The sequence below is a fragment of the Pseudalkalibacillus sp. Hm43 genome, assembly GCF_054170705.1.
The window spans coordinates 1,110,481-1,134,119 of the sequence record NZ_CM135129.1; the positions used below are offsets into that span (position 1 = coordinate 1,110,481).

34 protein-coding genes are annotated in these 23,639 nt (G+C 42.4%); 9 read left to right on the top strand and 25 right to left on the bottom strand.

The genetic code is table 11. The annotated features are described in order from the left end of the window. Nucleotides 1–29: 29 nt before the first annotated feature. The 4 genes from ACXQIQ_RS05875 to ACXQIQ_RS05890 form a co-directional block, all read right to left on the bottom strand. The gene (locus ACXQIQ_RS05875; RefSeq protein WP_439299704.1) at nucleotides 30–218 is read right to left on the bottom strand and encodes a ComZ family protein; all 189 of its coding nucleotides are present in this window, start codon (nucleotides 216–218) and stop codon (nucleotides 30–32) included. A 21-nt stretch (nucleotides 219–239) separates the two neighbouring features. Further along, the gene (locus ACXQIQ_RS05880) at nucleotides 240–1,193 is read right to left on the bottom strand and encodes a BMP family ABC transporter substrate-binding protein (RefSeq protein WP_439299703.1); all 954 of its coding nucleotides are present in this window, start codon (nucleotides 1,191–1,193) and stop codon (nucleotides 240–242) included. Between the two features lie 60 nt (nucleotides 1,194–1,253). Further along, the gene (locus tag ACXQIQ_RS05885) at nucleotides 1,254–1,961 is read right to left on the bottom strand and encodes an NAD-dependent epimerase/dehydratase family protein (RefSeq protein ID WP_439299702.1); all 708 of its coding nucleotides are present in this window, start codon (nucleotides 1,959–1,961) and stop codon (nucleotides 1,254–1,256) included. A 151-nt stretch (nucleotides 1,962–2,112) separates the two neighbouring features. After that, a complete protein-coding gene (locus ACXQIQ_RS05890; protein WP_439299701.1) occupies nucleotides 2,113–2,856 on the bottom strand; it encodes an alpha/beta hydrolase in 744 nt (247 codons plus the stop codon). Between the two features lie 231 nt (nucleotides 2,857–3,087). Here ACXQIQ_RS05890 and ACXQIQ_RS05895 point away from each other — a divergent pair, with 231 nt between their 5' ends. Then, nucleotides 3,088–3,267, top strand: coding sequence for a YjzD family protein (locus ACXQIQ_RS05895; RefSeq protein ID WP_439299700.1), 180 nt, complete (start codon nucleotides 3,088–3,090; stop codon nucleotides 3,265–3,267). A 201-nt stretch (nucleotides 3,268–3,468) separates the two neighbouring features. Here the strand turns inward: ACXQIQ_RS05895 and ACXQIQ_RS05900 are convergent, their stop codons facing one another. The 3 genes from ACXQIQ_RS05900 to ACXQIQ_RS05910 form a co-directional block, all read right to left on the bottom strand. Then, entirely contained in the window at nucleotides 3,469–4,191 is a 723-nt protein-coding gene (locus tag ACXQIQ_RS05900; protein WP_439299699.1) for an amino acid ABC transporter ATP-binding protein, read from the bottom strand. Between the two features lie 115 nt (nucleotides 4,192–4,306). Further along, a complete protein-coding gene (locus ACXQIQ_RS05905; RefSeq protein WP_439299698.1) occupies nucleotides 4,307–4,486 on the bottom strand; it encodes a YjzC family protein in 180 nt (59 codons plus the stop codon). A 138-nt stretch (nucleotides 4,487–4,624) separates the two neighbouring features. Continuing rightward, complete coding sequence (locus tag ACXQIQ_RS05910) at nucleotides 4,625–4,918, bottom strand: hypothetical protein (protein WP_439299697.1); 294 nt, start codon at nucleotides 4,916–4,918, stop codon at nucleotides 4,625–4,627. 166 nt (nucleotides 4,919–5,084) lie between these two features. Here ACXQIQ_RS05910 and ACXQIQ_RS05915 point away from each other — a divergent pair, with 166 nt between their 5' ends. Then, nucleotides 5,085–5,903, top strand: coding sequence for an undecaprenyl-diphosphate phosphatase (locus ACXQIQ_RS05915; RefSeq protein WP_439299696.1), 819 nt, complete (start codon nucleotides 5,085–5,087; stop codon nucleotides 5,901–5,903). 107 nt (nucleotides 5,904–6,010) lie between these two features. Then, nucleotides 6,011–6,298, top strand: coding sequence for a hypothetical protein (locus ACXQIQ_RS05920; RefSeq protein ID WP_439299695.1), 288 nt, complete (start codon nucleotides 6,011–6,013; stop codon nucleotides 6,296–6,298). A 238-nt stretch (nucleotides 6,299–6,536) separates the two neighbouring features. Here ACXQIQ_RS05920 and moaD read toward each other — a convergent pair whose 3' ends face one another. From moaD to ACXQIQ_RS05975, 11 genes are all read right to left on the bottom strand, one after another. After that, the gene (gene moaD / locus ACXQIQ_RS05925; protein ID WP_439299694.1) at nucleotides 6,537–6,773 is read right to left on the bottom strand and encodes a molybdopterin converting factor subunit 1; all 237 of its coding nucleotides are present in this window, start codon (nucleotides 6,771–6,773) and stop codon (nucleotides 6,537–6,539) included. Then, nucleotides 6,766–7,233, bottom strand: a complete 468-nt coding sequence (locus tag ACXQIQ_RS05930) for a molybdenum cofactor biosynthesis protein MoaE (RefSeq protein ID WP_439299693.1) — start codon at nucleotides 7,231–7,233, stop codon at nucleotides 6,766–6,768. Before ACXQIQ_RS05930 ends, moaD begins: the two co-directional genes overlap by 8 nt. A gap of 4 nt (nucleotides 7,234–7,237) precedes the next feature. Next, nucleotides 7,238–7,768 (bottom strand): molybdopterin-guanine dinucleotide biosynthesis protein B, encoded by a 531-nt coding sequence (gene mobB / locus ACXQIQ_RS05935; RefSeq protein ID WP_439299692.1) that lies wholly within the window; start codon nucleotides 7,766–7,768, stop codon nucleotides 7,238–7,240. After that, nucleotides 7,756–9,024, bottom strand: a complete 1,269-nt coding sequence (locus ACXQIQ_RS05940) for a molybdopterin molybdotransferase MoeA (RefSeq protein WP_439301925.1) — start codon at nucleotides 9,022–9,024, stop codon at nucleotides 7,756–7,758. The genes mobB and ACXQIQ_RS05940 overlap by 13 nt, the downstream gene beginning before the upstream one ends. Nucleotides 9,025–9,125: 101 nt before the next feature. Continuing rightward, complete coding sequence (locus ACXQIQ_RS05945) at nucleotides 9,126–9,437, bottom strand: metal-sulfur cluster assembly factor (RefSeq protein ID WP_226552180.1); 312 nt, start codon at nucleotides 9,435–9,437, stop codon at nucleotides 9,126–9,128. A gap of 73 nt (nucleotides 9,438–9,510) precedes the next feature. Then, a complete protein-coding gene (locus ACXQIQ_RS05950; protein ID WP_439299691.1) occupies nucleotides 9,511–9,648 on the bottom strand; it encodes a YvrJ family protein in 138 nt (45 codons plus the stop codon). Between the two features lie 108 nt (nucleotides 9,649–9,756). Beyond that, complete coding sequence (locus tag ACXQIQ_RS05955; protein ID WP_439299690.1) at nucleotides 9,757–9,975, bottom strand: DUF2922 domain-containing protein; 219 nt, start codon at nucleotides 9,973–9,975, stop codon at nucleotides 9,757–9,759. A gap of 35 nt (nucleotides 9,976–10,010) precedes the next feature. After that, on the bottom strand, nucleotides 10,011–10,229 hold the full coding sequence (locus ACXQIQ_RS05960; protein ID WP_439299689.1) for a DUF1659 domain-containing protein: 219 nt from the start codon (nucleotides 10,227–10,229) through the stop codon (nucleotides 10,011–10,013). A gap of 108 nt (nucleotides 10,230–10,337) precedes the next feature. Continuing rightward, complete coding sequence (locus ACXQIQ_RS05965) at nucleotides 10,338–11,105, bottom strand: prolyl oligopeptidase family serine peptidase (protein WP_439299688.1); 768 nt, start codon at nucleotides 11,103–11,105, stop codon at nucleotides 10,338–10,340. Nucleotides 11,106–11,208: 103 nt separating this feature from the next. After that, nucleotides 11,209–11,481: a hypothetical protein gene (locus tag ACXQIQ_RS05970; protein ID WP_439299687.1), complete on the bottom strand. Its 273-nt coding sequence runs from the start codon at nucleotides 11,479–11,481 to the stop codon at nucleotides 11,209–11,211. A gap of 90 nt (nucleotides 11,482–11,571) precedes the next feature. Continuing rightward, nucleotides 11,572–13,062 (bottom strand): Na+/H+ antiporter NhaC family protein, encoded by a 1,491-nt coding sequence (locus tag ACXQIQ_RS05975; protein WP_439299686.1) that lies wholly within the window; start codon nucleotides 13,060–13,062, stop codon nucleotides 11,572–11,574. A 148-nt stretch (nucleotides 13,063–13,210) separates the two neighbouring features. On the opposite strand from ACXQIQ_RS05975, the gene ACXQIQ_RS05980 reads away from it, so the two are divergent. Next, nucleotides 13,211–14,032 carry a Cof-type HAD-IIB family hydrolase gene (locus tag ACXQIQ_RS05980; protein ID WP_439299685.1) on the top strand — a complete coding sequence of 274 codons (822 nt, stop codon included), beginning with the start codon at nucleotides 13,211–13,213 and terminating at the stop codon, nucleotides 14,030–14,032. 43 nt (nucleotides 14,033–14,075) lie between these two features. Next, complete coding sequence (locus ACXQIQ_RS05985; protein WP_439299684.1) at nucleotides 14,076–14,228, top strand: hypothetical protein; 153 nt, start codon at nucleotides 14,076–14,078, stop codon at nucleotides 14,226–14,228. A 45-nt stretch (nucleotides 14,229–14,273) separates the two neighbouring features. Here ACXQIQ_RS05985 and ACXQIQ_RS05990 read toward each other — a convergent pair whose 3' ends face one another. Then, nucleotides 14,274–14,843 carry an SGNH/GDSL hydrolase family protein gene (locus ACXQIQ_RS05990; protein WP_439299683.1) on the bottom strand — a complete coding sequence of 190 codons (570 nt, stop codon included), beginning with the start codon at nucleotides 14,841–14,843 and terminating at the stop codon, nucleotides 14,274–14,276. A gap of 13 nt (nucleotides 14,844–14,856) precedes the next feature. Then, on the bottom strand, nucleotides 14,857–15,537 hold the full coding sequence (locus ACXQIQ_RS05995; protein WP_439299682.1) for a Dph6-related ATP pyrophosphatase: 681 nt from the start codon (nucleotides 15,535–15,537) through the stop codon (nucleotides 14,857–14,859). Between the two features lie 227 nt (nucleotides 15,538–15,764). On the opposite strand from ACXQIQ_RS05995, the gene ACXQIQ_RS06000 reads away from it, so the two are divergent. Beyond that, nucleotides 15,765–16,217 carry a GNAT family N-acetyltransferase gene (locus tag ACXQIQ_RS06000; protein WP_439299681.1) on the top strand — a complete coding sequence of 151 codons (453 nt, stop codon included), beginning with the start codon at nucleotides 15,765–15,767 and terminating at the stop codon, nucleotides 16,215–16,217. Nucleotides 16,218–16,278: 61 nt separating this feature from the next. After that, nucleotides 16,279–16,542: a NifU N-terminal domain-containing protein gene (locus ACXQIQ_RS06005; RefSeq protein WP_439299680.1), complete on the top strand. Its 264-nt coding sequence runs from the start codon at nucleotides 16,279–16,281 to the stop codon at nucleotides 16,540–16,542. Between the two features lie 127 nt (nucleotides 16,543–16,669). Here the strand turns inward: ACXQIQ_RS06005 and ACXQIQ_RS06010 are convergent, their stop codons facing one another. After that, on the bottom strand, nucleotides 16,670–17,512 hold the full coding sequence (locus ACXQIQ_RS06010; RefSeq protein ID WP_439299679.1) for a YitT family protein: 843 nt from the start codon (nucleotides 17,510–17,512) through the stop codon (nucleotides 16,670–16,672). 162 nt (nucleotides 17,513–17,674) lie between these two features. On the opposite strand from ACXQIQ_RS06010, the gene ACXQIQ_RS06015 reads away from it, so the two are divergent. Further along, nucleotides 17,675–18,544, top strand: coding sequence for a DegV family protein (locus ACXQIQ_RS06015; protein WP_439299678.1), 870 nt, complete (start codon nucleotides 17,675–17,677; stop codon nucleotides 18,542–18,544). A gap of 44 nt (nucleotides 18,545–18,588) precedes the next feature. Next, entirely contained in the window at nucleotides 18,589–18,720 is a 132-nt protein-coding gene (locus ACXQIQ_RS06020; RefSeq protein WP_439299677.1) for a DUF3941 domain-containing protein, read from the top strand. A 53-nt stretch (nucleotides 18,721–18,773) separates the two neighbouring features. Here the strand turns inward: ACXQIQ_RS06020 and ACXQIQ_RS06025 are convergent, their stop codons facing one another. The 4 genes from ACXQIQ_RS06025 to ACXQIQ_RS06040 all read right to left on the bottom strand — a co-directional run bounded on the left by ACXQIQ_RS06025 (nucleotide 18,774) and on the right by ACXQIQ_RS06040 (nucleotide 23,634). After that, a complete protein-coding gene (locus tag ACXQIQ_RS06025; protein WP_439299676.1) occupies nucleotides 18,774–19,256 on the bottom strand; it encodes a sigma-70 family RNA polymerase sigma factor in 483 nt (160 codons plus the stop codon). A 285-nt stretch (nucleotides 19,257–19,541) separates the two neighbouring features. Beyond that, nucleotides 19,542–20,801: a carboxylate--amine ligase gene (locus tag ACXQIQ_RS06030; protein WP_439299675.1), complete on the bottom strand. Its 1,260-nt coding sequence runs from the start codon at nucleotides 20,799–20,801 to the stop codon at nucleotides 19,542–19,544. Further along, the gene (locus ACXQIQ_RS06035) at nucleotides 20,773–21,948 is read right to left on the bottom strand and encodes a histidine kinase N-terminal domain-containing protein (RefSeq protein ID WP_439299674.1); all 1,176 of its coding nucleotides are present in this window, start codon (nucleotides 21,946–21,948) and stop codon (nucleotides 20,773–20,775) included. Before ACXQIQ_RS06035 ends, ACXQIQ_RS06030 begins: the two co-directional genes overlap by 29 nt. Before the next feature lie 69 nt (nucleotides 21,949–22,017). Next, complete coding sequence (locus ACXQIQ_RS06040) at nucleotides 22,018–23,634, bottom strand: amidohydrolase (protein ID WP_439299673.1); 1,617 nt, start codon at nucleotides 23,632–23,634, stop codon at nucleotides 22,018–22,020. Nucleotides 23,635–23,639: the final 5 nt, after the last annotated feature.

The window sequence follows — 23,639 nt, forward strand, 5'->3', positions numbered from 1 at the left end:
TTCCCTGTTGTTTTATGTACTTTTTACCCTTATCCTTGATCTTCAGCTTCCGATTTTCCCAATTCATATGCATCATTCATGACGTTCATGAGCATATTCAATAAAGGCTGAACATCTTCCATTGTTAATTCAATCCCTTTTTGCTCCATCAGTTGCTTTGCTTCAGGTAAGTGAGACATGGCAATCTGCATGAATTTCATGTTCCGTTCTTGATCCATTCTTCATTCCTCCTAGTACGATTAAGGTGCTGGTAATTTACCTGTTTCCTTATAGTCTTCAACCAATTTCGTAATCTTTTTCTGAAGTTGCTCCGGAACAGCGTCACTGAAAGGTGCCAGTGAGATGACATCTTCCTGGAAATCATAATGGATATTACCTGATGTCAAATTGCCATCATTGTAATCCTTGGCAATGTTCACATATAAGCGGTCGACGTGTTGAACGGTGCTTGTCAACACAGTCTGTTCACCTAAATCGGCCATATTTGAGATGAAACCGATGGCATAATCTCCTTCTTCCTTCACTTTTTCGATGACGGGAACGGTATATCCATCTCCAGCTGGATAGTAGATGTCTACGTCTTTTTCTTTCATCTCATCAAAAATCCTGATGGCTTTATCCGTGTCACTCCAATCCTTCACGAACGATATGTGGGTTTCCACTTCCGGATTGTAGACATTAGCGCCCTCCCTGAAGCCAGTTGCTTCTGGTTGCCAAGGAAAGGCCGCGATCATACCGACTTGATTGGATTTCGTCATCGCACCAGATATGACGCCTGCAAAATAACCCATTGCATATGAATCAAAATGGACACTCGTAATGCCCTTTCCACTTACTTTTCCATTGAAACTGACAAAGTGCATGTCCGGGAAATCGGATTTGATATCCATGAAGATCGGTGCATACATTTTACCATGTCCGAAAACGAGATTGACGTTGTTCTTTTGAAATTCTCTGACTGCATCTAGAACCTGATCTTTTGATTTCACTTCTTCCCGATAGAACACTTTATTATCGAATTCATCTTTCACTTGAAGTAAACCCTTATAACCCTTCGTACCCCAACCCTGGTCGTTAATGGTATCTTCAATCAAAAGTCCAACGTTCTTTAATTCGCCACTCCCCAGTGCTTGCTGACACCCGGTAAGAGAGAGAAGTAAAACGGCAATCAGGAAAGGTATCAATTTCTTCATATATTCTCCTCTCCTTCGACACTTGCACAAGATTCAAACTAGTATTAGTATATACGAAATTCAAGACTTATTAAATAATGGAATGATTTGTTCCTCCCTCGTACCATTCAGTATTTCCATACACACTTCAACAAAAGTCTCTTTTAGTAAGGTTTGACCATTATTCAATTCTCTACTGTGAGTCGATATTCCTGCTTTTTCGGATTCGTCGATTGCATGACATCTTTTTTCAATCGGATGGGAAGAGCCCGAAAGCTTTGGTGTACGCAGAATATGATAAGATATCGCAGATTCTTCAGCTGCCTCTTGAAGAAAAGACTCCTCCGCCAGCATGAGAGATCCATATAAACTTTGAGGTGAGGGTGATCGCTCGGTCAACTGCTCTTCACTTTGATCTCCTCCACACACTTCTATCGTTGAAACAAGGACCACCTTCGCCCCACTTTTAGCAGCATAATCCACGATTTTCTTCATATTTTGTCGGTTTTCATTTAGTGTCCCCTTTAACCTCGAAAATCCCTCACCCGTAGGTGCCTGGTGAGCCAAATGAAAGATGACGTCGACAGGCTCATAATCATCCCAATCCACTTGTGCCAGGGAATGATTGTCAAAATGGAACAAGGCATTCCTTCCAAGAAAAGCTAATTCTTCACATGTATCACGATCGACATGGTCAATGCCATAGACATCAATACCTTCATTTATGAATGACTTTGTCAGCAACAGTCCGATTTCACCTGCAGCTCCCGTAATCAGTACACTTTTCATTTCAGTAGAACCTCCATTTTTATCGTTCTCCTATTATCCTATTTTTCGATGAACGAATAATGAACCCCAACTTCTATATGTGAAAAATATGTATGTGAATCATTTTATAGGGACCCTCTTACGTGTCTTGTTCTTTACACGTAATGGATCCCTATAAATCTTTCTCATGGTGTTGATAAAACGCTCTGACCTTCTGAGCGAAATCATGCCTGGTACCTGTCAGCTGTAATGTAAGCGAGATCGGTGAACCAATTTCCTCCCTATATTTTTCATAAGCCCGGCTATGGTTCATGAATGAATAAGGCGTCCCTTGCATATGGTGCCATATTTTTACCGGTAAAATGGAAGAGTATTGGAGGATCCCTTCGTCTTTCAATAAGAACAATTCGACCTCATCTTCTGTCAGATGATAGGCTCGCATGATTTCCCTGTGGAATTGCTTGTAGAACAACTTCTGTTCCCTTACAGCATCACTATGGACTTTCAAACTAAAGCAAGGATTCATGAAAGCTGCGGATCGGGTAATCTCCTCATGATTTTCCATCCACTTTAATGCAGTCAATGCACCCATACCTTCTGCTAAAATGTGGATTTTCTCATTGATGATTTCCTGTTTCATAACGGTAAGATAAATTCGGTATAAGTGCTCCAAACTCCTGTCATTTCCCCAATGTCTCCCATATAGATTCGAGTAGATGAGTGTATAACCCTGTGAACAAAGTTTTTCGAGGAATTGAGCCCTTTCAGGATGTTGCAGCCAAGAACTCGTTTGATCTGTTACATAATGATTCACATCCCCGATCAGAAGGATGGCAAATCCATTCGGCTGTTCAGGTAGGTGAATGATTACATGCTCGTCGTTTATTTTTTGGAAACGATAACGTATACCGCTCATTCTTTCATCACACCTTCAAACATCATTCTTAGTTAATGTATGCGAGAATTTGGAAATAGAGCGGGTAATACACCCAATTTCAACCGGATTACATCTTTATTAGTAGAATGGTGTATGTTGAATCGTGAACTTTTTGAGGAAGTTGGATGAAAACGTTTTGATGTCAGGAAAGTTGTGCTACAATATGAGATGGATATAAGATAAGCTACATATAATTCTTGAGGTGATCGTATGCGTTATATTTGGACAATCATCTGGTCCTTCTTGTTAAGCAATATGGCCTTTTATGTATTGAGCTCCATGCAAGGTGGAGATTACAGTTTTGGTCTAGCAACAGGCATTGGACTTGCAATGGCAGTGTTCGTATTTGTTCTTGGCGAAGCTGGAATTAAAGACGAAACCACTGAATAGTATGGATGGGAAAAACGTCAGGCAATCAAGCCTGGCGTTTTTTTAGTCCAAAATTAGCCCATTAAGATTGTTCATTACGGTTATCCTGCCCTCATTTACTTGAAAGCTCTGTTTTTGGTAAGATAAAGCTCCTATCCTTCCCCAAACTCCCTTGAGACATAATTTAGGGCAAGGTAGCGTCTCTACCTTGCCCAATTTCAATTATAAAATTTTACTTAGGAAAGCTTTTGTCCGCTCATGTGATGGCGTTTCAAAAAGCTTTTTCGGTTCATCTTCCTCCACGACGAATCCTTCATCCATGAAGATGACTCGATCGCCAACTTCTCTTGCAAAGCCCATTTCATGGGTCACGACGACCATCGTCATGCCTTCCTTGGCAAGCTGCTTCATGACTTCCAACACTTCTCCTACCATCTCGGGATCGAGAGCGGAGGTCGGTTCATCGAACAGCATGATTTCAGGTTCCATCGCAAGCGCTCGAGCAATGGCAACACGTTGCTTCTGCCCACCGGATAATGCCCCAGGATAGACATCCGCTTTTTCAGATAAGCCGACTTTCGCAAGTAATTCATGCGCTTTTTCCGCGGCTTTCTTTTTATTCCACTTTCTCACCTTCATCGGTGATAACATAATATTTTCGAGAACCGTCTTATGTGGGAAGAGGTTGAACTGCTGGAAAACCATCCCTACATCCGTTCGCAATTGATTGATATCCGTCTTCTTGTCGGTGATATCAATTCCTTTAATATACACATTACCATCCGTAATGGATTCAAGTAGATTCAGACATCGGAGGAAGGTGGATTTACCGGATCCTGATGGACCGATGACACAGACGACTTCTTGCTGTTTGATTTCCACATTGATGTCTTTCAATACTTCTAATGATCCAAAGGATTTTTTCAAATTTTGTACTTTAATCATTCTGTAGCCCATCTCCTCTCAATGTAGTTTAACACAGTGCTGACTGCAAGTGTTAGAACGAGGCATATGAGGGCTACGGTAAGGTGAGCTCTCCAAGTTTGAAAAAAGAAAGCACTTATGGCTTTCTTTTGTAACTCCATTTCCGGTTGTGGTTACTTGTCTCTGGGAAGGGATCCCCTGCGCTCAATTTCACTTCTTTCGGATTGTTCACCATGCTTCCAGTTTCCCCGATTTCCACATAAACACCATTATTCGGTGCCTTCTGTCCTGGGTTGAATTGATGATTTTGTCCCATAAGAATCACTCCTTTACTATGTAGGTTTTACTTTATGATGGAATTTAGTCGCTCTCCATGTCGTCAATTTATCGAATTGAAGATTTTGAGACTCTTTTCTAAATCAAAAAAAGCCACCTGCTTTGGTGACTTTCTCCCTTAGTAGTTGATCATTGAAATGGCTGTCAGAAAGTGCAGTGGCAGGATGATTCTTTGGAATCCTAGACCATGTTCTGGAAATCCCATATATGGTCTTTCCTGACCGCTTTTTTTCTTATAATGCATTTCTACGATTAAGTATAGATTTTGCTTGTCGACCTTTTCTACATACCCTTCATACACTTTTCCATCCATCATATTGCACTGAACATATTGGTTCATGTGCTTTTTGCACTGTTTCATCATTTGTTGGTTATGCGCGTTCAATGCTTTCATATATTTACGGTAAGACACGACCTTCCCCCCTCACACTCTCATGATATTCATCCATTTCGAAAAATGTGTAAGGACGAGCTTCACCACATATCACAATTTTGACTCTTTACGAGTATGTCAATTTGTTGTTTAATGACTACATGCGCAAAAAATTTATACAGAGATTTAACTGGAGGAACTTTGAATGGATCAACTGTTCACTTTACTGAAATATGCGTTTTTTGGATTTGTACAAGGAATTACGGAACCGATTCCGATTTCATCAAGTGGTCACTTAGTTTTAGCTGAAAAAATGTTAGACATCCATATTCAAGGATTAAGCTTTGAAGTATTCATGAACTTCGCGTCACTACTAGCTGTTTTGGTCATCTATCGCGAGGATCTAGTACGGCTGACAACGAATGGACTAAAGTTCACCCAAACCCGTAACAGGGAATACCGTTCTGATTTCATGTTCATCGTCTATCTGATTATCGGTACGATTCCTGCTGCGGTGATTGGTATTCTAGCAGGAGATTTCATTTCGAAAAATCTAAAAGAGGTCAAGGTCATCGGTGCGACACTCATCGTAACAGGTATTGCCCTCTGGTTGATCCGTAACCTGCGAGGTCGTAAGAATGATCAAGATTTATCCATAAAGGATGCACTTATTGTCGGTTTTGCACAAGCGATTGCATTGATACCTGGCATCAGCCGATCAGGTGCGACGATTGTTGCAGCCATGGGGTTAGGGATGAAGCAGCAAACAGCTCTCCGCTATTCTTTCTTACTTTATATTCCGGTAAGTGTCGGAACGATGGTTTTAAGCTTTGATGATTTGAGAGAGGATAAGATGCTTACCCTCGATCAATTATTGATCCCATATCTTGTTGCATTCCTCATCTCATTCATCGCTTCCTACATTTCCTTGAAGTGGTTGATGAATATCATGGAGCGTGGAAACTTGAAGTATTTCGCAATCTACTGCTTCATCGTCGGTCCACTCATTTTATTGTTCATGTAATACAGAAAACGGCACGTTCAGATGAACGTGCCGTTTTTTTATGTGCAGGTATATGTCCCTTTTTCCAGAATAGGATGAGAGAAAGCTCTGTATGGGAGGGGTTCATTTTGGAACCATTGTTGATCTGGTTATTCTTGATCGTGTTGCCAATCATCCTTTTCTTCCATTATCTCGAGCGTGCACCATATAAAGGCTGGAAGAGATTCCACACATCATTCAACAACGAAGAATACTTCAAGGTCATTCATACATTGAATACAGCAGGCATTGCGTATCGATCCAAGGCCGTTCCGAATCAACGGACTTCCCCAGAATATTATGATCATGCGATCCAAATCGATATCTATGTAAAAGACGAAGATTATCATGACGCCGAAAAAGCCTTCACAAAGTAGAACCACCATCCTAGGAGGTGCAATACGATCATGAAAGAATATATAGGCAAATGTACAAGCTGTCAGAAACCGATATACTGTTTAGATGGGTTTCTGAATGGCGTCAATACGGAAAAAGGACTGAAGTGCTTCTCCTGTGCGGATAAAAACAAATGATTTCAGTACTTGATGTGCCTTTATGTGGTCTTGATATCAGACTTCTCAGGTTTTCAGTACCACCTAACTGGTCTAACAAAGATCAACCACCACTCACTGGTGGTAGTAGCGCGACCGTATCTCCAGACTTGATGACTTGATCAGGGTCGCTTACAAACTCCTCATTAACAGCTACCATCACATTCGTGAGATCCAAGTTCACATCACTATCCCGGATAGATGCGACTAGCTCATTAACCGTCATTTCATCTTTATCGATTTTCAACTCTCCCGTTCCCGCTTTCTCTTGAAGTCCTGCAAATAACATAATGCTAATCATTCAAATGCTCCTTTCCAGGTTTTCCAGATGGGTATTGTGTAGTTTCCAGCTGGTCTCCGATCCATTCTTCTCCATCTTCCCAATGCTCTTTTTTCCATATCGGGACTATTTCTTTAATTCGCTCAATCGCATACCGGCTCGCCTCATATGAATCTGCGCGATGCGGAGTCGATACAGCAATGACGACAGCAATATCCGAAATATCCAATCGCCCGATGCGGTGGATGATGGATACTCGTGCTTCCTTCCACTTCGAAGTGATTTCCTCACCAATCTGTTTCAGCTTTTTTTCGGCCATTGGAATGTAAGCATCATATTCAAGATAGAGGGTCCGTTTCTCATTCGTCAATTCACGCACGGTACCGATGAACGTATTGATCGCCCCAGCATGTGGATGAATGACTGTCTTTACCACTTCATTTACCTCAATTTCATCCTTTGTAATCTTGAATTGAGACATTTCTTCAACTCCCTTTTAAAAACCGTTCTTTGATGTAATCTACAAACATTTCACTCTGTTCAAAAAGAAAATGAGGCAGCTCCGACGTCACTTCCACCTTCAAGTCCCCAGTCTGTATATAACCGATGAAATTAACACAATTAGACGACAGTTCAACCCAATCCTCTTCTGAACGCAACACGCCCAATTTTGGAAAATCAGCCTGTTTATATCCCTCAACGACAATCAAATCGATTGGAAGCTGCTGATAAATCGAAACGATACCATCCAGTTCGAGTGAAAGGTCATCTCCCAGATTCATCACGATGGACCCATCACCCTCCACAGCCGTCACCACTGCTCCCTCATTCCTGAATTGTGCCGTATCGACATGATCGGGTTCCATTATATCCGGCGAACCTCCGTGTCCATGGTGCTTGATGACTCCAATCCGGTAGCCTTGTTCAGAAAGTTGCCGTACAATATTGTTGATTACCGTCGTCTTCCCACTTTTCTTAAAACCTACAACTTGAAGGACGGGAATTAATCGCTCCACGGATTCACATCACTTTCGGAATGGAATAGTAGAATGTCCACTTCGTCTCCAGCCATGTACCCTCTCGTACCGCCTGGCAACATAGTAAAAGCATCTGCTTCTGCAATTGATGTAACAGAGCTGGATTTATCCAAACCAGTGGGTGTAACGAGGATGCCTTCTTGTGTATAGCTCACTTTACTTCTTACAAGGCGGGTGAACGGATTCGGTTTCGGGAAATCCGTCGCTAGCCGAGCTTTTGTTTTTGCCAGGAAAGGCTTCGAACCTGCTGAAGATCGTATGAATAGTCGGACGAATAGTTCCCCACCTACGAAACATGCAGAAGGATTACCGGACAACCCGAACAACAACTTCCCATTTAACTCCGCTACCGTGGTAACACTTCCTGGCCGCATCGCAACCTTGTTGAATAATGTCGTTGCGCCCAGTTTTTCATAAATCGCTGGTAGATAATCATAATCCCCTACTGAGACCCCGCCCGTCGTGACGAGTGCGTCGATATCGCTCAGCGCAGAAGACACAGCCTCGAAGCATGAATTGAAATCATCAGCCAACGTGCCTAAATAGACCGGTTCACCACCGATGTTCCGGATCTGAGCAGCAATCATATAGGCATTCGAGTTTCGGATTTTTCCAGGTTCCAGCGGATCTTCAATGTCCAAAAGCTCAGTCCCCGTCGCAAAAATTCCGATTCTCGGTTTTTGAACCACATTCACATATCGATAGCCGAAGGTCGCTAATAAAGCAGTGACTCCCGGCGTAATCTTTGTACCTTTTTCAATCAGGACGGTTCCCTTTTCCGTATCTTCGCCTTGTCTGGCAATGTTCTGACCCGCTTTAAAGGTTCGTCCGACTTCAATCATATTTCTGTCACCTTGATGAAACTCTTTTACCACTTCAAACATCGAGACTGCCGTCGCACCGCTTGGAATGGCGGCTCCAGTCATGATTCGAATCGCTTGTCCTTCTGCTAATTCCGATTGAGCGACTTGGCCAGCACCGATTTCTTCAATGACTTCAAGCAGAACCGGGCTTGATGAAGAAGCTGCTTGTGTATCTTCCGCTCTAAGCGCGAATCCATCATACGGGGATCGATCGAATGGAGGCACATCATGGTCGGCAACAATGTCCTCTGCCAGTATTCGATTCAAGGATCGTTCGATATGTATTTCTTCAGATGGGGATTCCATCGGATGATCCAGTACCCTATTGACTGCTTCCGCAATCTGAATCGGTTTTCTACGTTCAACAACCATTGCTATCACCGCTTTCAATTGAGTCCATCTACATTTTATCAAAGTATAAGAGAAAAGAAAGAGACTGACACAAAGGTGCCAGTCTCAAATCTATCGGAACTTTATTGAATCCCAAGTGCGATTTTCGCGTAACGGGACATTTTGTCTTTTGTCCATGGTGGATTCCATACAATGTTCACATCTACATCTTTCACTTCAGGGAAGTCGATCAATGCATTACGAACATCGTTTGCGATCGTACCAGCTAATGGGCAACCCATCGCTGTCAATGTCATCGTCACTTTCGCCATACCTTCTTCGTCTAGTTCAACGTCATAAATAAGACCGAGGTTGACGATATCAATCCCTAGTTCAGGGTCTTCAACTTCTTCAAGTGCTTCCATCATCTTTTCTTTCATTTCTTCGTTTGCCATAATGAACCCCTTCCTAAATCCAGTTTCTATCTATAGTATAACCCATTAGAGGGATGACTTAAAATGTTGCGCATCAAATCTTCAAATGGCTCGGAAGGTTGAGAATCGATTGGTTCAAGGCTTCGAGCTTAGATTCGATTCTGTGTAGTAGATATAATGTGACGACTACAGGAAAACCGAAATCACTCATGACCGATAACCACTGCTCCATATCCTTCCCTCCTTTCTATCTTTGGATCATTAGGCAAGCATTTTGCCCAAACCAGCTAATTGAAAAAGGAAGGGTGATGCCCGAGAGCTCCCCTTCCTTCTGTAATCGTTAAGCCAAAGGTATATCCGTCACATTTCGTTCCACGACCCTTGCACCTTTTTTCGCAACGAGATCTCCACCAGATGAAATGAGCGCATTATCCGCCAGAATCTTGTCCATTGCAGCATTGATCGCCAACGTATCAACAGGTTCTACCGGTTCATCAAGTGAAATACGAACTGTTTTCCCTTCAAAGTTCTCAAACAGAAGTTCGATTTGTTTTGCCATACATATTCCCTCCTTTCCAACTTATTTCAGTTTCATTATGCGCTTAAGTCAAATGAGTTGGATCGCTCGATTTGACTGACAGGATATTGTTGTAGGGGTGCTAACGCTTGTACCATGTCAAACAATTGGTCATGCGTAGCACTTGTCTTGATGTTAGTGAAGGACTTCCGTTTATAGACCGGCTTACCTTCATGATCTACTCCTGCGTCGAAAGTGATCGTCAATCTGGAATCATCGTGGACTGCAGTTGCCATTTTCTCACCCCCTTTCACCCTATAAATACAAATTCATCGCAATAAGTGGGGAGGCGACTTTTAATCTTTTTCATAAAAATAAAAAACTCCCTTTAAAAGGGAGTTTCCTTATAGGTTGTTTGAAATCCAATCAACCGCCATATGACAAGCGTCTCTGGTTACTTTATGTCCTGCTGCTGGGTCTGTAATGAAATTCACCTGGTTATGATCCGCATAACCGTCAAGAAGGAGACGGTCGTGGAATGATTTCGTCAGTTGATAAGGAACGACTGAGTCCGCTTCCCCGTGCCAAATGAGTAGAGGTCGGTCCCCAAGCACTTCTGGTTTTTGGGAAAGATCAAACATCTTCAGATCATGGATCTTTTGTTCAAGCTCCGTCATTGAAACAGGCATTTCTACGCCTTCCTTTTGGAAAGATTGGAGCATGAGATTGGCAAACTGCTCGTAACACGGCGTCCCCATCATCGATACAGATAGCTTGATCCAATCATACTGGGTCAAGGCACCGAACATCGTAATACCACCCATGGAAGTCCCTGCAACGCCGATACGTTCTGGATCAACGAGTTGTTTACGTATGTAATGGTCCATGACTTTTTCGAGTTCCCCGATACCTTGGATGACGATTTCCCAAAATCGCCAGCTTCTTTCTTTATGGGAGAAATCCCCCTCCCTCTCACCATGCAACGGAAAATCAGGGAGCAGGACTCTGATGCCTTTTTGTGCTAGTAAATAGGCGTATGACAGGTTCTGTTCTTTGGAGCTTGTATAGCCGTGCAGAAAGGTCAATGTCGGTGCAGGCTTATCAGTTAGTTCTTCAGCTGCCACATTCAATACAGGTATGTCTTCTATATAATCGGTATGTATATGGATCATGATTCACCTTCGCAATATTAGTATTTTCCTTATTTTATCAAAGGTACCGTTGAATCAAAAATAAAAAAGACTGACTTAGATAAGTCAGTCTGCGACCCGAAAATTATTGTTGGGTCTTATTGTAGTAATCCACACTGGTCTGAGCACCTTCGTCTACCATCTTACTGTCCTCAAGATCCTGCGGTTCACCCGCTTTATCAAGTGGTACATTCGAATCACTGTAACCATTTGTTCTCTCTTTGATTTTTGATGTCAGATCGTTGAATGTTTCTTTCATCTTGATTCGGTTTGAGCGATCTTTAAGATAGTAAGTTGCAACACCTGCAAGGCTTGCAGCGACTCCTGATACTACTGCCTTTTTGGACGTAAGTTTCATTTCTAAGTCAACCTCCTCAAGTAGTATGTTTTCATGTTTACCCTTTCTGAGGAACATAAAACATACCAATTTTATGAAGAAGTTACTCGATCAGTCCGTTTCCGGGCGATAATCCTTCGGGTGAATTTCTTCACCATTCTTACCTGTAAAACGAAGACCCCATCCTGTCAGTGCAGCAATGAACATAACAATCAACAGTCCCCACCCTTGGAAAACGTAAGGGAACACATCGGTCGGGTCGACGACAGTCAGGAACTCATAATCCTTAGCTGCTCCTTTAATGGTTGCCCATGCAAGCAAGACTCCTCCGCTCCAAGGGAAAATATATCCCAATGAAGACGAAACCGTATCAAGGAAATTCGCTCGACGGTATGGATGGATGTTGAATTCCTTACCTAACTTACGTACGAAAGGTGCTGCAGCAATTTCGGCTGCTGTATTGATCGTGATGAATATATTCAAGGAAGCAACAATCGCAAAGATTGATAATTCTGCTCTTCGGACAACCTTCTTAATCAACTTCAAGAAGAAGTTCCGGATAGCCTCCATTGTACCGGCAACCTCTAATAAATGTGCGGCCGATAAAATGAACAGTATGAGAATGGCCATATTGAAATAACCACCGATTCCGTTCATCAGTGCCCCTTCGACTACAGGAGTGCCATTCTCTTTATGGATCGAGATGACTTTCGCCAACGGTGTGCCTGTAAAGAAGATGACTGCGACTGAAGCGACAATTCCCCAAGTAAGTGAGGTTAACAAATGATGGCCACTTAATGCTAAGTATAAGACCAATACGAATGGCAGTAACAACCAAAGCCCTTGCGCGGATACCTGCTGTTCTAATTCAGTGAGAACGGCTTGATTTTCCGCTTGGCCTCCGCCTCCGAAGATGACAAAAAGGATCAGCGATGGAATAGCGGCTGAAATTGAATATTTGAAACGAGACCGTACGACTCCTGGTACGTCTGCTTCCTGTGTTGTTGCTGAAACGATCGTCGTATCCGAAACTGGTGCAAGGTTGTCCCCGAATACAGCTCCACTTAGGATCGCTGCAAGTAATACGACCGGGTCTGCCCCTAATACGAGACCAGCTGGGTACATGAGGATTCCGAATGTTGCTACGGTACCGTATCCTGTTCCGACTGCTGTCGAGAAGAGTGCAGCCAGCAAGAACGTCAATCCGACAAAGTAACCGCCTTCAAGTCCCGTCTGGAAACCGAACCAAATCAGTCCATCAACAAGACCACCTGCCGAGAGCAGTTTCGCAAACATACCTGCCCAGAACCATGCGATGACCGCTATGACGCCAATCGGCTGAGCCATCCCTGAAAAGAGAGACTGTGCATAGTCGGACCATTTCGACTTACAGAAAAATAAACCAATTAAAATACCAAGGACCATACCAAGTACAAGGCCTTCTTCAGTAACCAATTCTTGTGTACTTAGTGTAATTGCCCAAACAATAAAAAAGACGAGAGGAATAGTAGCTGCAAAAACTCCTCCGCGAAATTCAAGACGTTTGATGTCTTTTTTCCCTATGGCTTCTTGTACTTCGCTTGTGTGATGTTCATTTCCCATAAACTTTCCTCCATTCCATGTGTACATTTTCATATAGTATCATACATCTGCATATTTCGACAAAGCTCTTCTTTCCTGTTCGATGGACATTTTCTGTCCTTATCTTTAATATTGTAAATACGTGTATATAGAGAAAGGGGAGCCACATATGTCAAAACCCTATTTAATTGCAATCGACTTAGATGGGACGTTATTGAAGGATGACAAAACTGTATCCACCCATACGAAGAATGTCCTCAGAAGAGCGGTGGACAATGGTCATCATGTCGTCATTTCTACCGGAAGGCCTTATCGTGGAAGTGAACGATACTATCGAGAACTAGAACTGACTACTCCTATTATTAATTTTAACGGGGCTTTTATCCATCATCCCGACAATCCTGGATGGGGTGTACACCACTCCCCGTTAGAACTGGATACCGCACATGATATTGTAAAAACGTGCTTGGACTTTGAAGTGAAGAATGTCATTGCAGAGGTACTCGATGATGTGTATTTCCACTATGAAGATGAATTCATCACGAATACATTCATGATCGAACCACATAAGATGAGCATCGGTCATTTACACAACTCGCTTGAGCATGACCCGACTTCGATCCTCATCCGCCCGCATGATCATCATGTCAGAGAATTACGGGAATTATTGAAAGCTCAACACGCTGAAGTGATTGACCACAGAGTTTGGGCAGCACCGTGGAACATCATCGAGGTTGTAAAAGCAGGATTGAACAAGGCTGTCGGATTGAAGCATGTCGCGGACTCATTGAATGTCCCTCAAGACCGCATCATCGCATTCGGTGATGAGGACAATGATCTTGAAATGATTGAATATGCTGGATATGGAATTGCAATGGGGAACGCCATTCCAGAATTGAAAAATATTGCGAATGGCGTTACGAAGACAAATGAAGAGGATGGTATCGCCTATTTCCTTGAAGATCTTCTATCATTGAAGAAAGGTGTATAGCGCTCTCTTTTGCGGGATACTAACCTCAAGGAGGGTGAATCCAATGAGCAAAAGAAATCAATCCAAACGTGCCATCCAACAAGGTGCAGAACGTGTACGTGGAAACGACGAGAGAGAAATCCAAACCACCATGTCAGACAAAGACCGCGCAGCTCAAAAAGAACGATCAGCCAACCTTACACTTGGTGGAGAATAACGATAAATGATAAAGAGGATTGACCATTGTCGGTCAATCCTCTTTTTATACAGCCTTCGCTTTAATGGATTTGATCTGATCGATGATGAGCTCCGATAGGAACAGGTAAGCTCGCTCATTGAAATGGAGTCCGTCATTCACAAGCATCTTTTTATAAAGATCATTTTGTATGAAATAATTCCACAGATCAATGAAATAGCAACCTCGCTTATTTGCGATCTTGCGCGTAACTTGGGCATATCGTTCCAACTCTTTGTTGTTGCGCTTTTCTTGAGATGCTTCAATCACTGGTGGCGGACTGATCAGAATCGTCTTCTTGGGTGTGATCCTGTCGATCATGATCTCGAGATTGCGTTCATATTCCTGCAAGTTGATGCGTCGATGTTCACTCGCATCATTCGAACCGAACAGAATTGTGACCAAATCAGGTGAATGTCTCAGAACATCCTCTTGAAGTCTTGCAAGAGCTGCCCGGGTCGTTTCACCTGAAATACCGGAATTGACAATCGTCCATTCTGACAGTTGCTTTCTCAAACGGGGTGTCAATCGTTCATATCCATCTCTACTTTCTTCCATAGCAGTCAAGCTATCTCCAAAACAAACCAACGTAGGCATGCTTACGACCTCCTCAGTATGTTTTTTCATCCAGGTCTAATTCAAGATATTTATAACGGTCGTACATGGTGTGCGTCTTTTTCCAAATAACCGGTTGTACAGGCTTTGTAAACAACGGACCGTCTTGAACGAAGGTGTGAAACTCTCCATTTTCGCCACAAGGATCAATCCGACTTTTGTACCTGTCTAGAAAATCAACAGTATAAAGTTCCCCCAGCTCTTCATCCTCTATTCGTTCACAATTAATTCCACAGATGAGGGCTTCGTAACCTTTTTGTAGGAATTGTTTGGCTACATCTTCTGTAGATTGGTCCCACAATGGAAAAGAAGCAGATAAACCAAGGGGCTCCAGCAACGCTTCCTTATATTGACGTAAGTCCTCTAAATGAATGTCACCATACACAACTTGTTCAACACCTTGCTTTTTCAAGGTTGTCAGAGCTCTTTGAAGAATTGATTCGTATTCCTCGTTTGACGCTTGTGGAGGGATAGGGATTTTCATCAAAGGGATCTGCAATGATTCAGCCTGAGACTCGATCAATCGGATATGTATGCCGTGGAAAGGGACACGTCGTGAAGTTTCATCAAAGGTGGTCACGAGGTAGGCGATCTCACCGTTCTTTTCTTGCATTTTTTCAAGGGCAGACATACAATCCTTTCCACCACTCCAAAAAACAACGGATTGCTTCGTCATATCGCACTCCTTCAGGACGAATGTTTCTATATACATTCGTTTTAAAATAGTTCTTTACGTACATATACTGTCGCTCATTAAGTTCGTCCTCTTTTTTAGACGGATAAACTAGGTAAAAAGTTTCTGTTTTTTCAAAAGAAAATGAAATTATGTATATTTTCCACTACATAGCAGGAATATTGTCTGTTACATTGAATTAGGAAAGTGGGCTATAGGAGGGTTACACCATGAAAGTGTATGAAGTTCAAAAAGATGCATCGAACGAAATAAGAGAACAAATTGCGTCACTACTTACAAAGCAACGTATCTCCAATGAAAATTCCGGGACTTACGATCAGATCATGACCGGTATACATCTTGCCCTGGAAAGTACAGATACCGCATATATCGTTGTGGCTGAAATGGATGAAGAAATTGTCGGGATCGCCTTTTTCAATATCGGAATCAGTCTTGCGCGTGGTGGACATTACATGTGGCTCAATGAGCTTTATGTACAAGAGGACTTGAGGAATAAAGGTATCGCACGGAAATTACTCCTACATGTCGTCCATTGGGCTGAGAAATCCGGTATCAAATCGATTGAACTGGAAACGGGGATCAATAACGTTGTGACAAAACACCTTTATAATTCATTAGGTTTTTATGAAGTCATTTCAAAACGGTATGGATTTTCGTTTTGACTGACGCTGGTTATGCAAGTTTGATACAATGAAAGAAAGTATGAAAGGAGAATGGTTATACATGGCAGTAGAATTTACTATCGATCGAACACCTAACCCAAATGCACTGAAGTTCTCAGCGAATAAAGCTTTATTCGAGGGACGCCTCTCCTATAAACAAGGAGATAATCCAGACGATGAGGTGGCTTCAGCTCTACTTGGTATTGATGGAGTTGAATCTATTTTCGGATTCCAGGATTTCATAACGATTAACAAAACGATGGATGGCGATTGGGACAGCATTGTTCCGAAAGTACAGGAAGTATTTGAGAATTCATACGCGTAAGTAAAAAGGGGTTACCCAACTGAATTGGGCAACCCCTTTTATCTTTAGGTTTTATATTATTGATTTCGCAACGAAATTTGCAACACTCCTGCGGGAACAGCGAGCCATTTCGAAAGAAATCAATATTCTAATCCTGTCTGAAGAACCCGAAGATTCCTGTCGTGTTGACGATGTTCGTAAAGGCATGTGGATCGACTTCCTTGATCGTATGTTCGAGATCATACAATTCATAGCGTGTAACGACGATGATCAACAATTCCTTTTCTTCATCCGTAAATCCGCCTTTGGCTGGGATCTTCGTAATCCCTCTGATCATTTTCTCATGAATCGCTTGTTGAAGTTCCTTACCTTTTTTCGTAATGATCATTGCTGTCAGCTTTTCGTGACGGGTATGGATGACATCAATGATACGGGAAGTGACGTACAACGTTACGAGTGTGTATAATGACTTTTCCCAACCGTATAAAAGACCTGCAGTCAAAATGATGAATGCATTCAAAGTGAAGAAATAGATGCCGATTGGACGGTCCTTCAATCTTGATAACACCATCGCTACGATATCCATACCACCTGTCGATGCACCCCATTTAAGCGTGAACCCAATACCGATTGCAGCAATGACACCTCCGAACACTGCATTCAGAAGGATATCTTCAGAAATGACTTTAATCGGAATGACTTCCAAAAAGAATGTTGTCGCTGCAACACTGAAAAAGCTGTATATTGTGAATGATTTCCCGACCTTGAGCCATCCAAGTATAGCAACAGGAATATTAAGTATGAACAATAGAATACCGGTCGATGCAGGAATCGGTGTTTCTTTCAGAACACTCGCCAGCAACTGGGCAATACCTGTGAACCCACTTGCGTATACATTCGCGGGTATCAAAAAGTAGTTCAAAGAAACAGCGCCGAGCACTGCTCCGAGCAGGATAATTGTAATTTTTTTCAATTCGGATATAACTGCCATATATGAATCCCTTCTTTCATCTCCAAGTAGAACGTTCTATTTTTAACAAATATCCTTTCCCTTTGTCAATGCATTTTATAAACAATCCATTGCTTTTTACATTTTACAAAGCTACACTTAAAGAAAAGTGATGAAATTGTAATTATTTTGTGAGGTGTAACTATGTCTATTCAACTAATTGTGGATACAGGCTGTGACCTGCCTCAGCATATTATCGACGAACATAAGATTGAAGTCCTCCCACTGGTCGTGCATGTGAATGAGGAAGAATATTATGACAAAGAAACAATTCAGCCTTCTTCTCTTTATACGATGATGAGAGATGGAGCTGTTCCGAAAACGTCGCAGGTACCACCTGACCGTATGAAGGAAATGTTTCAAAAATTGGCGGAGAACAATCAACCAGCCCTTTATCTAACCCTGTCTTCTGGATTATCAGGTACATATCAGACCGCATGTCTTGTCCGAGATCAACTTGTAGAAGAAGGAATCGAACCGAACCTGGAGATCATCGATTCAAAAAGTGCATCACTCGGATATGGACTGATCGGTTATTACATCGCTCGTAAAATTGAAGAAGGAACGACAGACTTGAATGGTCTCGTCTCTTTCACACATACCCTCATCGACAAAATACAACACATTTTTACAGTAGATGATTTGGAATACCTTGTTCGTGGTGGACGAGTCTCCAAAGCTTCAGGGTTTGTTGGCGGTTTGTTAAAAATCAAGCCTGTCCTCCATATGGAGGAAGGAAAGCTCTTCCCTCTTGAAAAAGTAAGAGGCAGCAAAAAGGTACTTGGAAGATTGATGGAACTGATTCAAGAACGCGGCAGTGAATTTGAAAATCAAATCGTCGCGATTTCTCATGCGGATGATCTGAACCGTGCAAATGAGTTGAAAGATATGATCGAAGACCAATTGAAAGTCAAAAATGTCATGGTCAATACGATCGGTTGTGCAATCGGAGCCCATGCCGGACCAGGAACACTGGCCGTCTACTTCCTGGATTCAGCTGTCGACTCAGAATAATTCCTGCTCTTAACGTTTAGATTAAACGTTAAGGAGGGATTCGGATGTCGAACACGAAAGATAACGACAAGAAGAAAGTGGATAACCAAGCACGGCAAGAAATGAAAAATGAAATGCAGGATGCCAATATCAAAAAAGGCTCAAGACAATATTCGAAGAAAACGGATCATTTGTAAGAAACACGGAAGGCAGTTGACCCCTCTATCACATGAAGGGTCGCTGCCCTTTTTCATATGTTGTTCATTGCATGCCCTTTTATCCTTAATTTAGCAAGTGCGGTCTTTCTCCAAGAACGGACGGTTTCATATGAGACCCCTTCCCTTTTTGCCAACTCTTTCTGACTCCCCTGATGAATCAGTACGAACTTCACATACAGCCGCTCCCTTGCGGACAAGTTTTTCATGTACTCCTCAACAATCATAGATTCCAGAAAAGGCACTTCATATCCTAAGATCGTATCGAGAAGTTGATCTGAAGCTTCTGTAGTAACGAAGTATGATTGGTTCAACCTTTGCAGGATTCTACCAGTGATATAAGAACGGGCGTACGAAGGAAAATGCCCTTTGTCTGAGTCGTATCTTTCATAAGCTTCCCATAGTGCAATACTTCCGATTTGAAAAAGTTCATCATAAACGTCGACATAATGGAATCGTTTAATCGTCTTTTTGATAAGCGGTTCATACTGGTTCAATATCTTTTCGAAACTTTCCACCGGTTTCCACCTGTTCAGAAAGCATGCTTTCCTGTTATTCCGCGGTACAATCGATTGTATTTGAAAGAGCGGAAGACTGCTGAAAGCAACTCGATGATTCCAGTGGATTCTGCTGAGAGAAGCTGCCTTTATCTTGTTTATAAATGGAATGGTTTTTAACAGGAGCTTCAGACAAATCGCTTTTTAGGGTGATCTATAACTTTTATATTTTTTCACGACATAAAAAAACTGAGGATCCGCTCAAGTGTATGACACTCAAGTGAATCCTCAGCTCAATTCTAGCTATTAACAAGGACAATAATAGGTCCGTTTCGAAAACGAGTTTTGCAATTGTCGATAAGCTGGTTCCGGGTCATCTAGCGATTCGACCGCCGTAGTGATGAGCTTACTACCGTCCGTTTTGTTCTGAAGGATCTCAAGCCATTCCTCTTTACTTAAAATGTCTCCTTCAAATAGCCCTTCATTGTTTGCTTTCAGTTTCTTGTAGTCGTTCGTATAAATCCATTTGACACCGACTGTCGGTTCAAGTTGGGAGTATGGTTCACCGTTCACAGCAGAATAAAGGAGATGCGGCAAGTTCACTCCACAATGGATCGGAAGTCCGATCCACTTCCAAGGTCTCGTGTTGATATCAAGGAGCTTGTATTCTCCATCCTTCTGGTCATATAGGAATTCGCATTCTGCAATTCCTTCATAAGAAAATTCCTTTAATACAGAGACCGCTCTTTCCGTCAGTTCAGGAGCCTCGATTGATTGAACGAGACAAGTCGTTCCGGAACGTGGTGGATAAATTTCCAATCTTTGTCCCGCGAGTGCACCTCTCAGTGTCTGTTCACCGTCCATATAGATGACAATCGTCACATAACCGTCTCGGTCGACATCCACATATTCCTGGGCAATCAACTCAAGTCCAGCTTGTTTTGCTTTTCCGGTCATTTCTTCATACTCATCACGATTCGATGCAATGAACAATCCTTCCTGAAAAGCATCATAAAAAGCCCGTTTATTTATTGGCTTCAATACCATTGGGAAACCGATATCCCCCGGTAGGGACGCTTCATTTTCCTCTGTCAGTTTTTTGTAGCTTGGTACAGGGATATTCAGTTCTTTCGCTCTTTGGTAAAGCTGTGATTTATCGAGGATTTGTTCAATCGTTTCGTATTTTGAGAATGGCCAAATATAATACTCAGACAATTGGTCTGCATATTTTGCAAGAGAGAGTGCCCATTCATCCATTGAAGGAATCAACACACACTTTTTCTCAAAAGCAGGTCCGATGTCCATCAAATATTGTATGAACGCTTTTTCCGCTACAACTGGATTCGGACAGATTCCTCTTTGGGTGACGTACTTTGAGGAAAAGGCAAGCCCTCGATCTTCCCGGTCAAGCGCAATGACAGGAATCCCTTTACGACCTAATCCCCTTGAGACGGCTAACCCGGTGATATGTGAATTGCAAATCAAAACAGGTCTCTTTTCGCTGAAAACCGGATCTTCCTCAATCGCTTTTTTCAAATCACTGGCGTTGTAATGTATCGTTGTCATGTTGGTCTCCTTTCATAGATGCAATCGGAAATGACATCAGGAAGGTTGTCTCGTCTTCAGTCGAGTGAACTTGGATGCTACCTTTATGCTTTTCAACAATCTGTTTACAAACAGATAGACCTAATCCTGTTCCGAGCTGTTTAGTAGAGATGAAAGGTTCGAAAATATCCTCTAATAAATGTTCTGGAATGATCGGACCATTATTAGAGATGTTCAGATGGATAAAACCATCATGTTCGAATAGTTTGACGTTCACCATACGGTCTTTGTCCATGTTCGATAGCTCTTCCACTGCATTATTAAGAATGTTGAGAAGCACTTGTTTCATCTGCTCTTCTACCCCGAACATGTACAAATCCTTTTCCAATTCATGATAGACATTGATGTTTTCATCCAAGAACCTCGGGTAGAGGAATTCCAGCATCCTTCTGACGACATGATCAATAGGAAAGATTTCAGACTCATCGTCCAAACCTTTCATTTTGGATAAATACAGGAATTGGGTAATCTTAGCTTCCAAACTTTCTAATTCTTGTTTGATGATGTTGAAGTAAGTTCCGGTTTCCGGCTTTGCCTCTTTTTCAATCATTTGGATGAAGCCTTTGATTGAAGTGAGCGGGTTCCTGAATTCATGCGCGAAGCTGGCTGCAACCTGGCCAAGAATCGATAGACGATCACTGTGCATTTCTTGAATGAACAGATTCTTGTTTTGGATGATGGAGTCTTTCACATTCGTATACTCTGTAATTGCATGAAACATATATAGATCAAAGAAATCATTCACTACCAGTAGATACTTCATCTGATAGCTTTCCGAAATATTTATTTTGCTAAATACACGGTAGATGATGGAGCGGCCCAGGTTGATGTTCGAGATGAATTCACCTATCCCGACATTGGCTTCTACTCTCTCACGGGCAATCTTCTTTGTCAGCTGGACGATCAAATCCGTTTCTGGATTACTTATGTATGCTACGATCAAACGGATGGTATGCCCACCGTTGACCGTAACTTCATCGCGGTAAGGATCATCCTCTGAAATCGAGGCGACCTTAAGCCATTCTGACAGAATAGTGTCATGATAATGGTCGAATAGGTCGATCAATTGTTTGGTTTCGTCATTGGTCAATTCGATTTTCATTTTCATCCCTTAATCTCCCTCAATGCCACTAATACTGCCATTATAACAGAAACGAAAACATTCCGTGTTACAGAGCTAGCTGACAACCCCTTCAGGAGAATACACTCTATTTCCCTTTACCCAAACTTCTTCTACTCGTATGTTATGCAACTCTTTCGGGTCCACTTGTAATGGATGTGAATCTATGAGTATGAAATCCGCTTGATATCCTTCCTCTAAGCGTCCTTTCGACTTCTCTTGGAACTCCAGGAGCCTTGGTGTATACGTGAACCCTTCAAAGGATTGATCAACGGTTAATTTCTCCGACGGGACCCATCCTCCTTCTGGTTGATGGTTGAGGTCGGTACGATTGACCGCTGCAAACACTGATACAAATGGATTAAGATCACCAATCGGCGCATCCGAACTGAGCGTATAAGGGATTTTGTTTGTTTCCAACGAACCGAATGCGTCGCAATAAGGAGCGAGTTCCTCCCCGACCCAATCTGCTTTCTCATCATATTCATCCATCAAAAAGGAAGGCTGAACCTCGATGTATGGTTTCAGCTCTCTCATTCGATCCAGCAAATCTGGTCCCAATGTCTGCGCGTGGATGATGCGGTGTTTCAGCTTCTCCACATCGACTTCCGATTGTTCAAGTGCTGCGATTGCCTGCTCCGTTGCACGATCACCGAGTGCGTGCATCGCGACTTGCATGCCATTTTCAGATGCGAGGCGAACGATCTCGTTCAGTTCTTGTTGGGAATAGATGAGATCACCTGCTGTATCCGGTTTATCATGGTACGGCATTCTCATTGCTGCTGTATGCAAGCGTTGTGTTCCGTCAAGGAAAATTTTTATCGCACCAACCTTCACCTTTTCACTTCCGTCACCTGAGCGTACTTCAAATTCATCAAGGAAATGCTCCAGATCTTCTTTTTGGAAGATGTAATAGTGTAGAAACACATCCACAGGCAGCTTCCCTTCTTTTTCAAGCTCCTGATAGCTCTCCATCAACAATGAATATTCCTTGATGAAGTTCAAGTCATCGGTATGGACAGAAGTTATACCGTTTCTTAACAGATAGGGGATGGCAGCCTCGATCGCTTCTTTCGCTTCGTCTTTCGGTCTCGCTCGGAAATGACGTTTGATGTAATGGACAGCCGTATCCTTGAACCGGCCGTTCCATTCTCCATATTCATCTTTTTCAATGAATTGATCAGGTACCATTTCCAAGAAATCTTCTTCCTCTTTCAATTTGTTCAGTACCGTTTCATTGACGACACATTCATGTCCATCTCGATGCATGAAGAACATTGGCTTATGAAGATGGATTTCCTCTAAGTCTTTTGCGGTCAGCGGGTGATCCATGTCTGTAAAATCATCATCTTCCAATCCCCGACCGATGATCCAATCATGTTCTTCCATGTACGGATAATAATCTCGTACTTCCCTTTTCAGCTCTTCCCATGAGTGAACGCCTCTCAAGTCCAATTCAACCTTCATCAGACCGTAACGCAAAAGATGCAGATGGGAATCTGTCACGCTCGTCATGATCGTCCGTTGATCAGCATCATAGACATGGTCTCCTTGCTCAGGGGAACGTCCTTTTCTGATTTCAGATATGGTTCCGTTTTCCACTAAAATGTGATGAACCTGTTCAGGATCATCATCCTTATTTGGTCTATAGAGTCGAACGTTATCAATGATCACTTTTC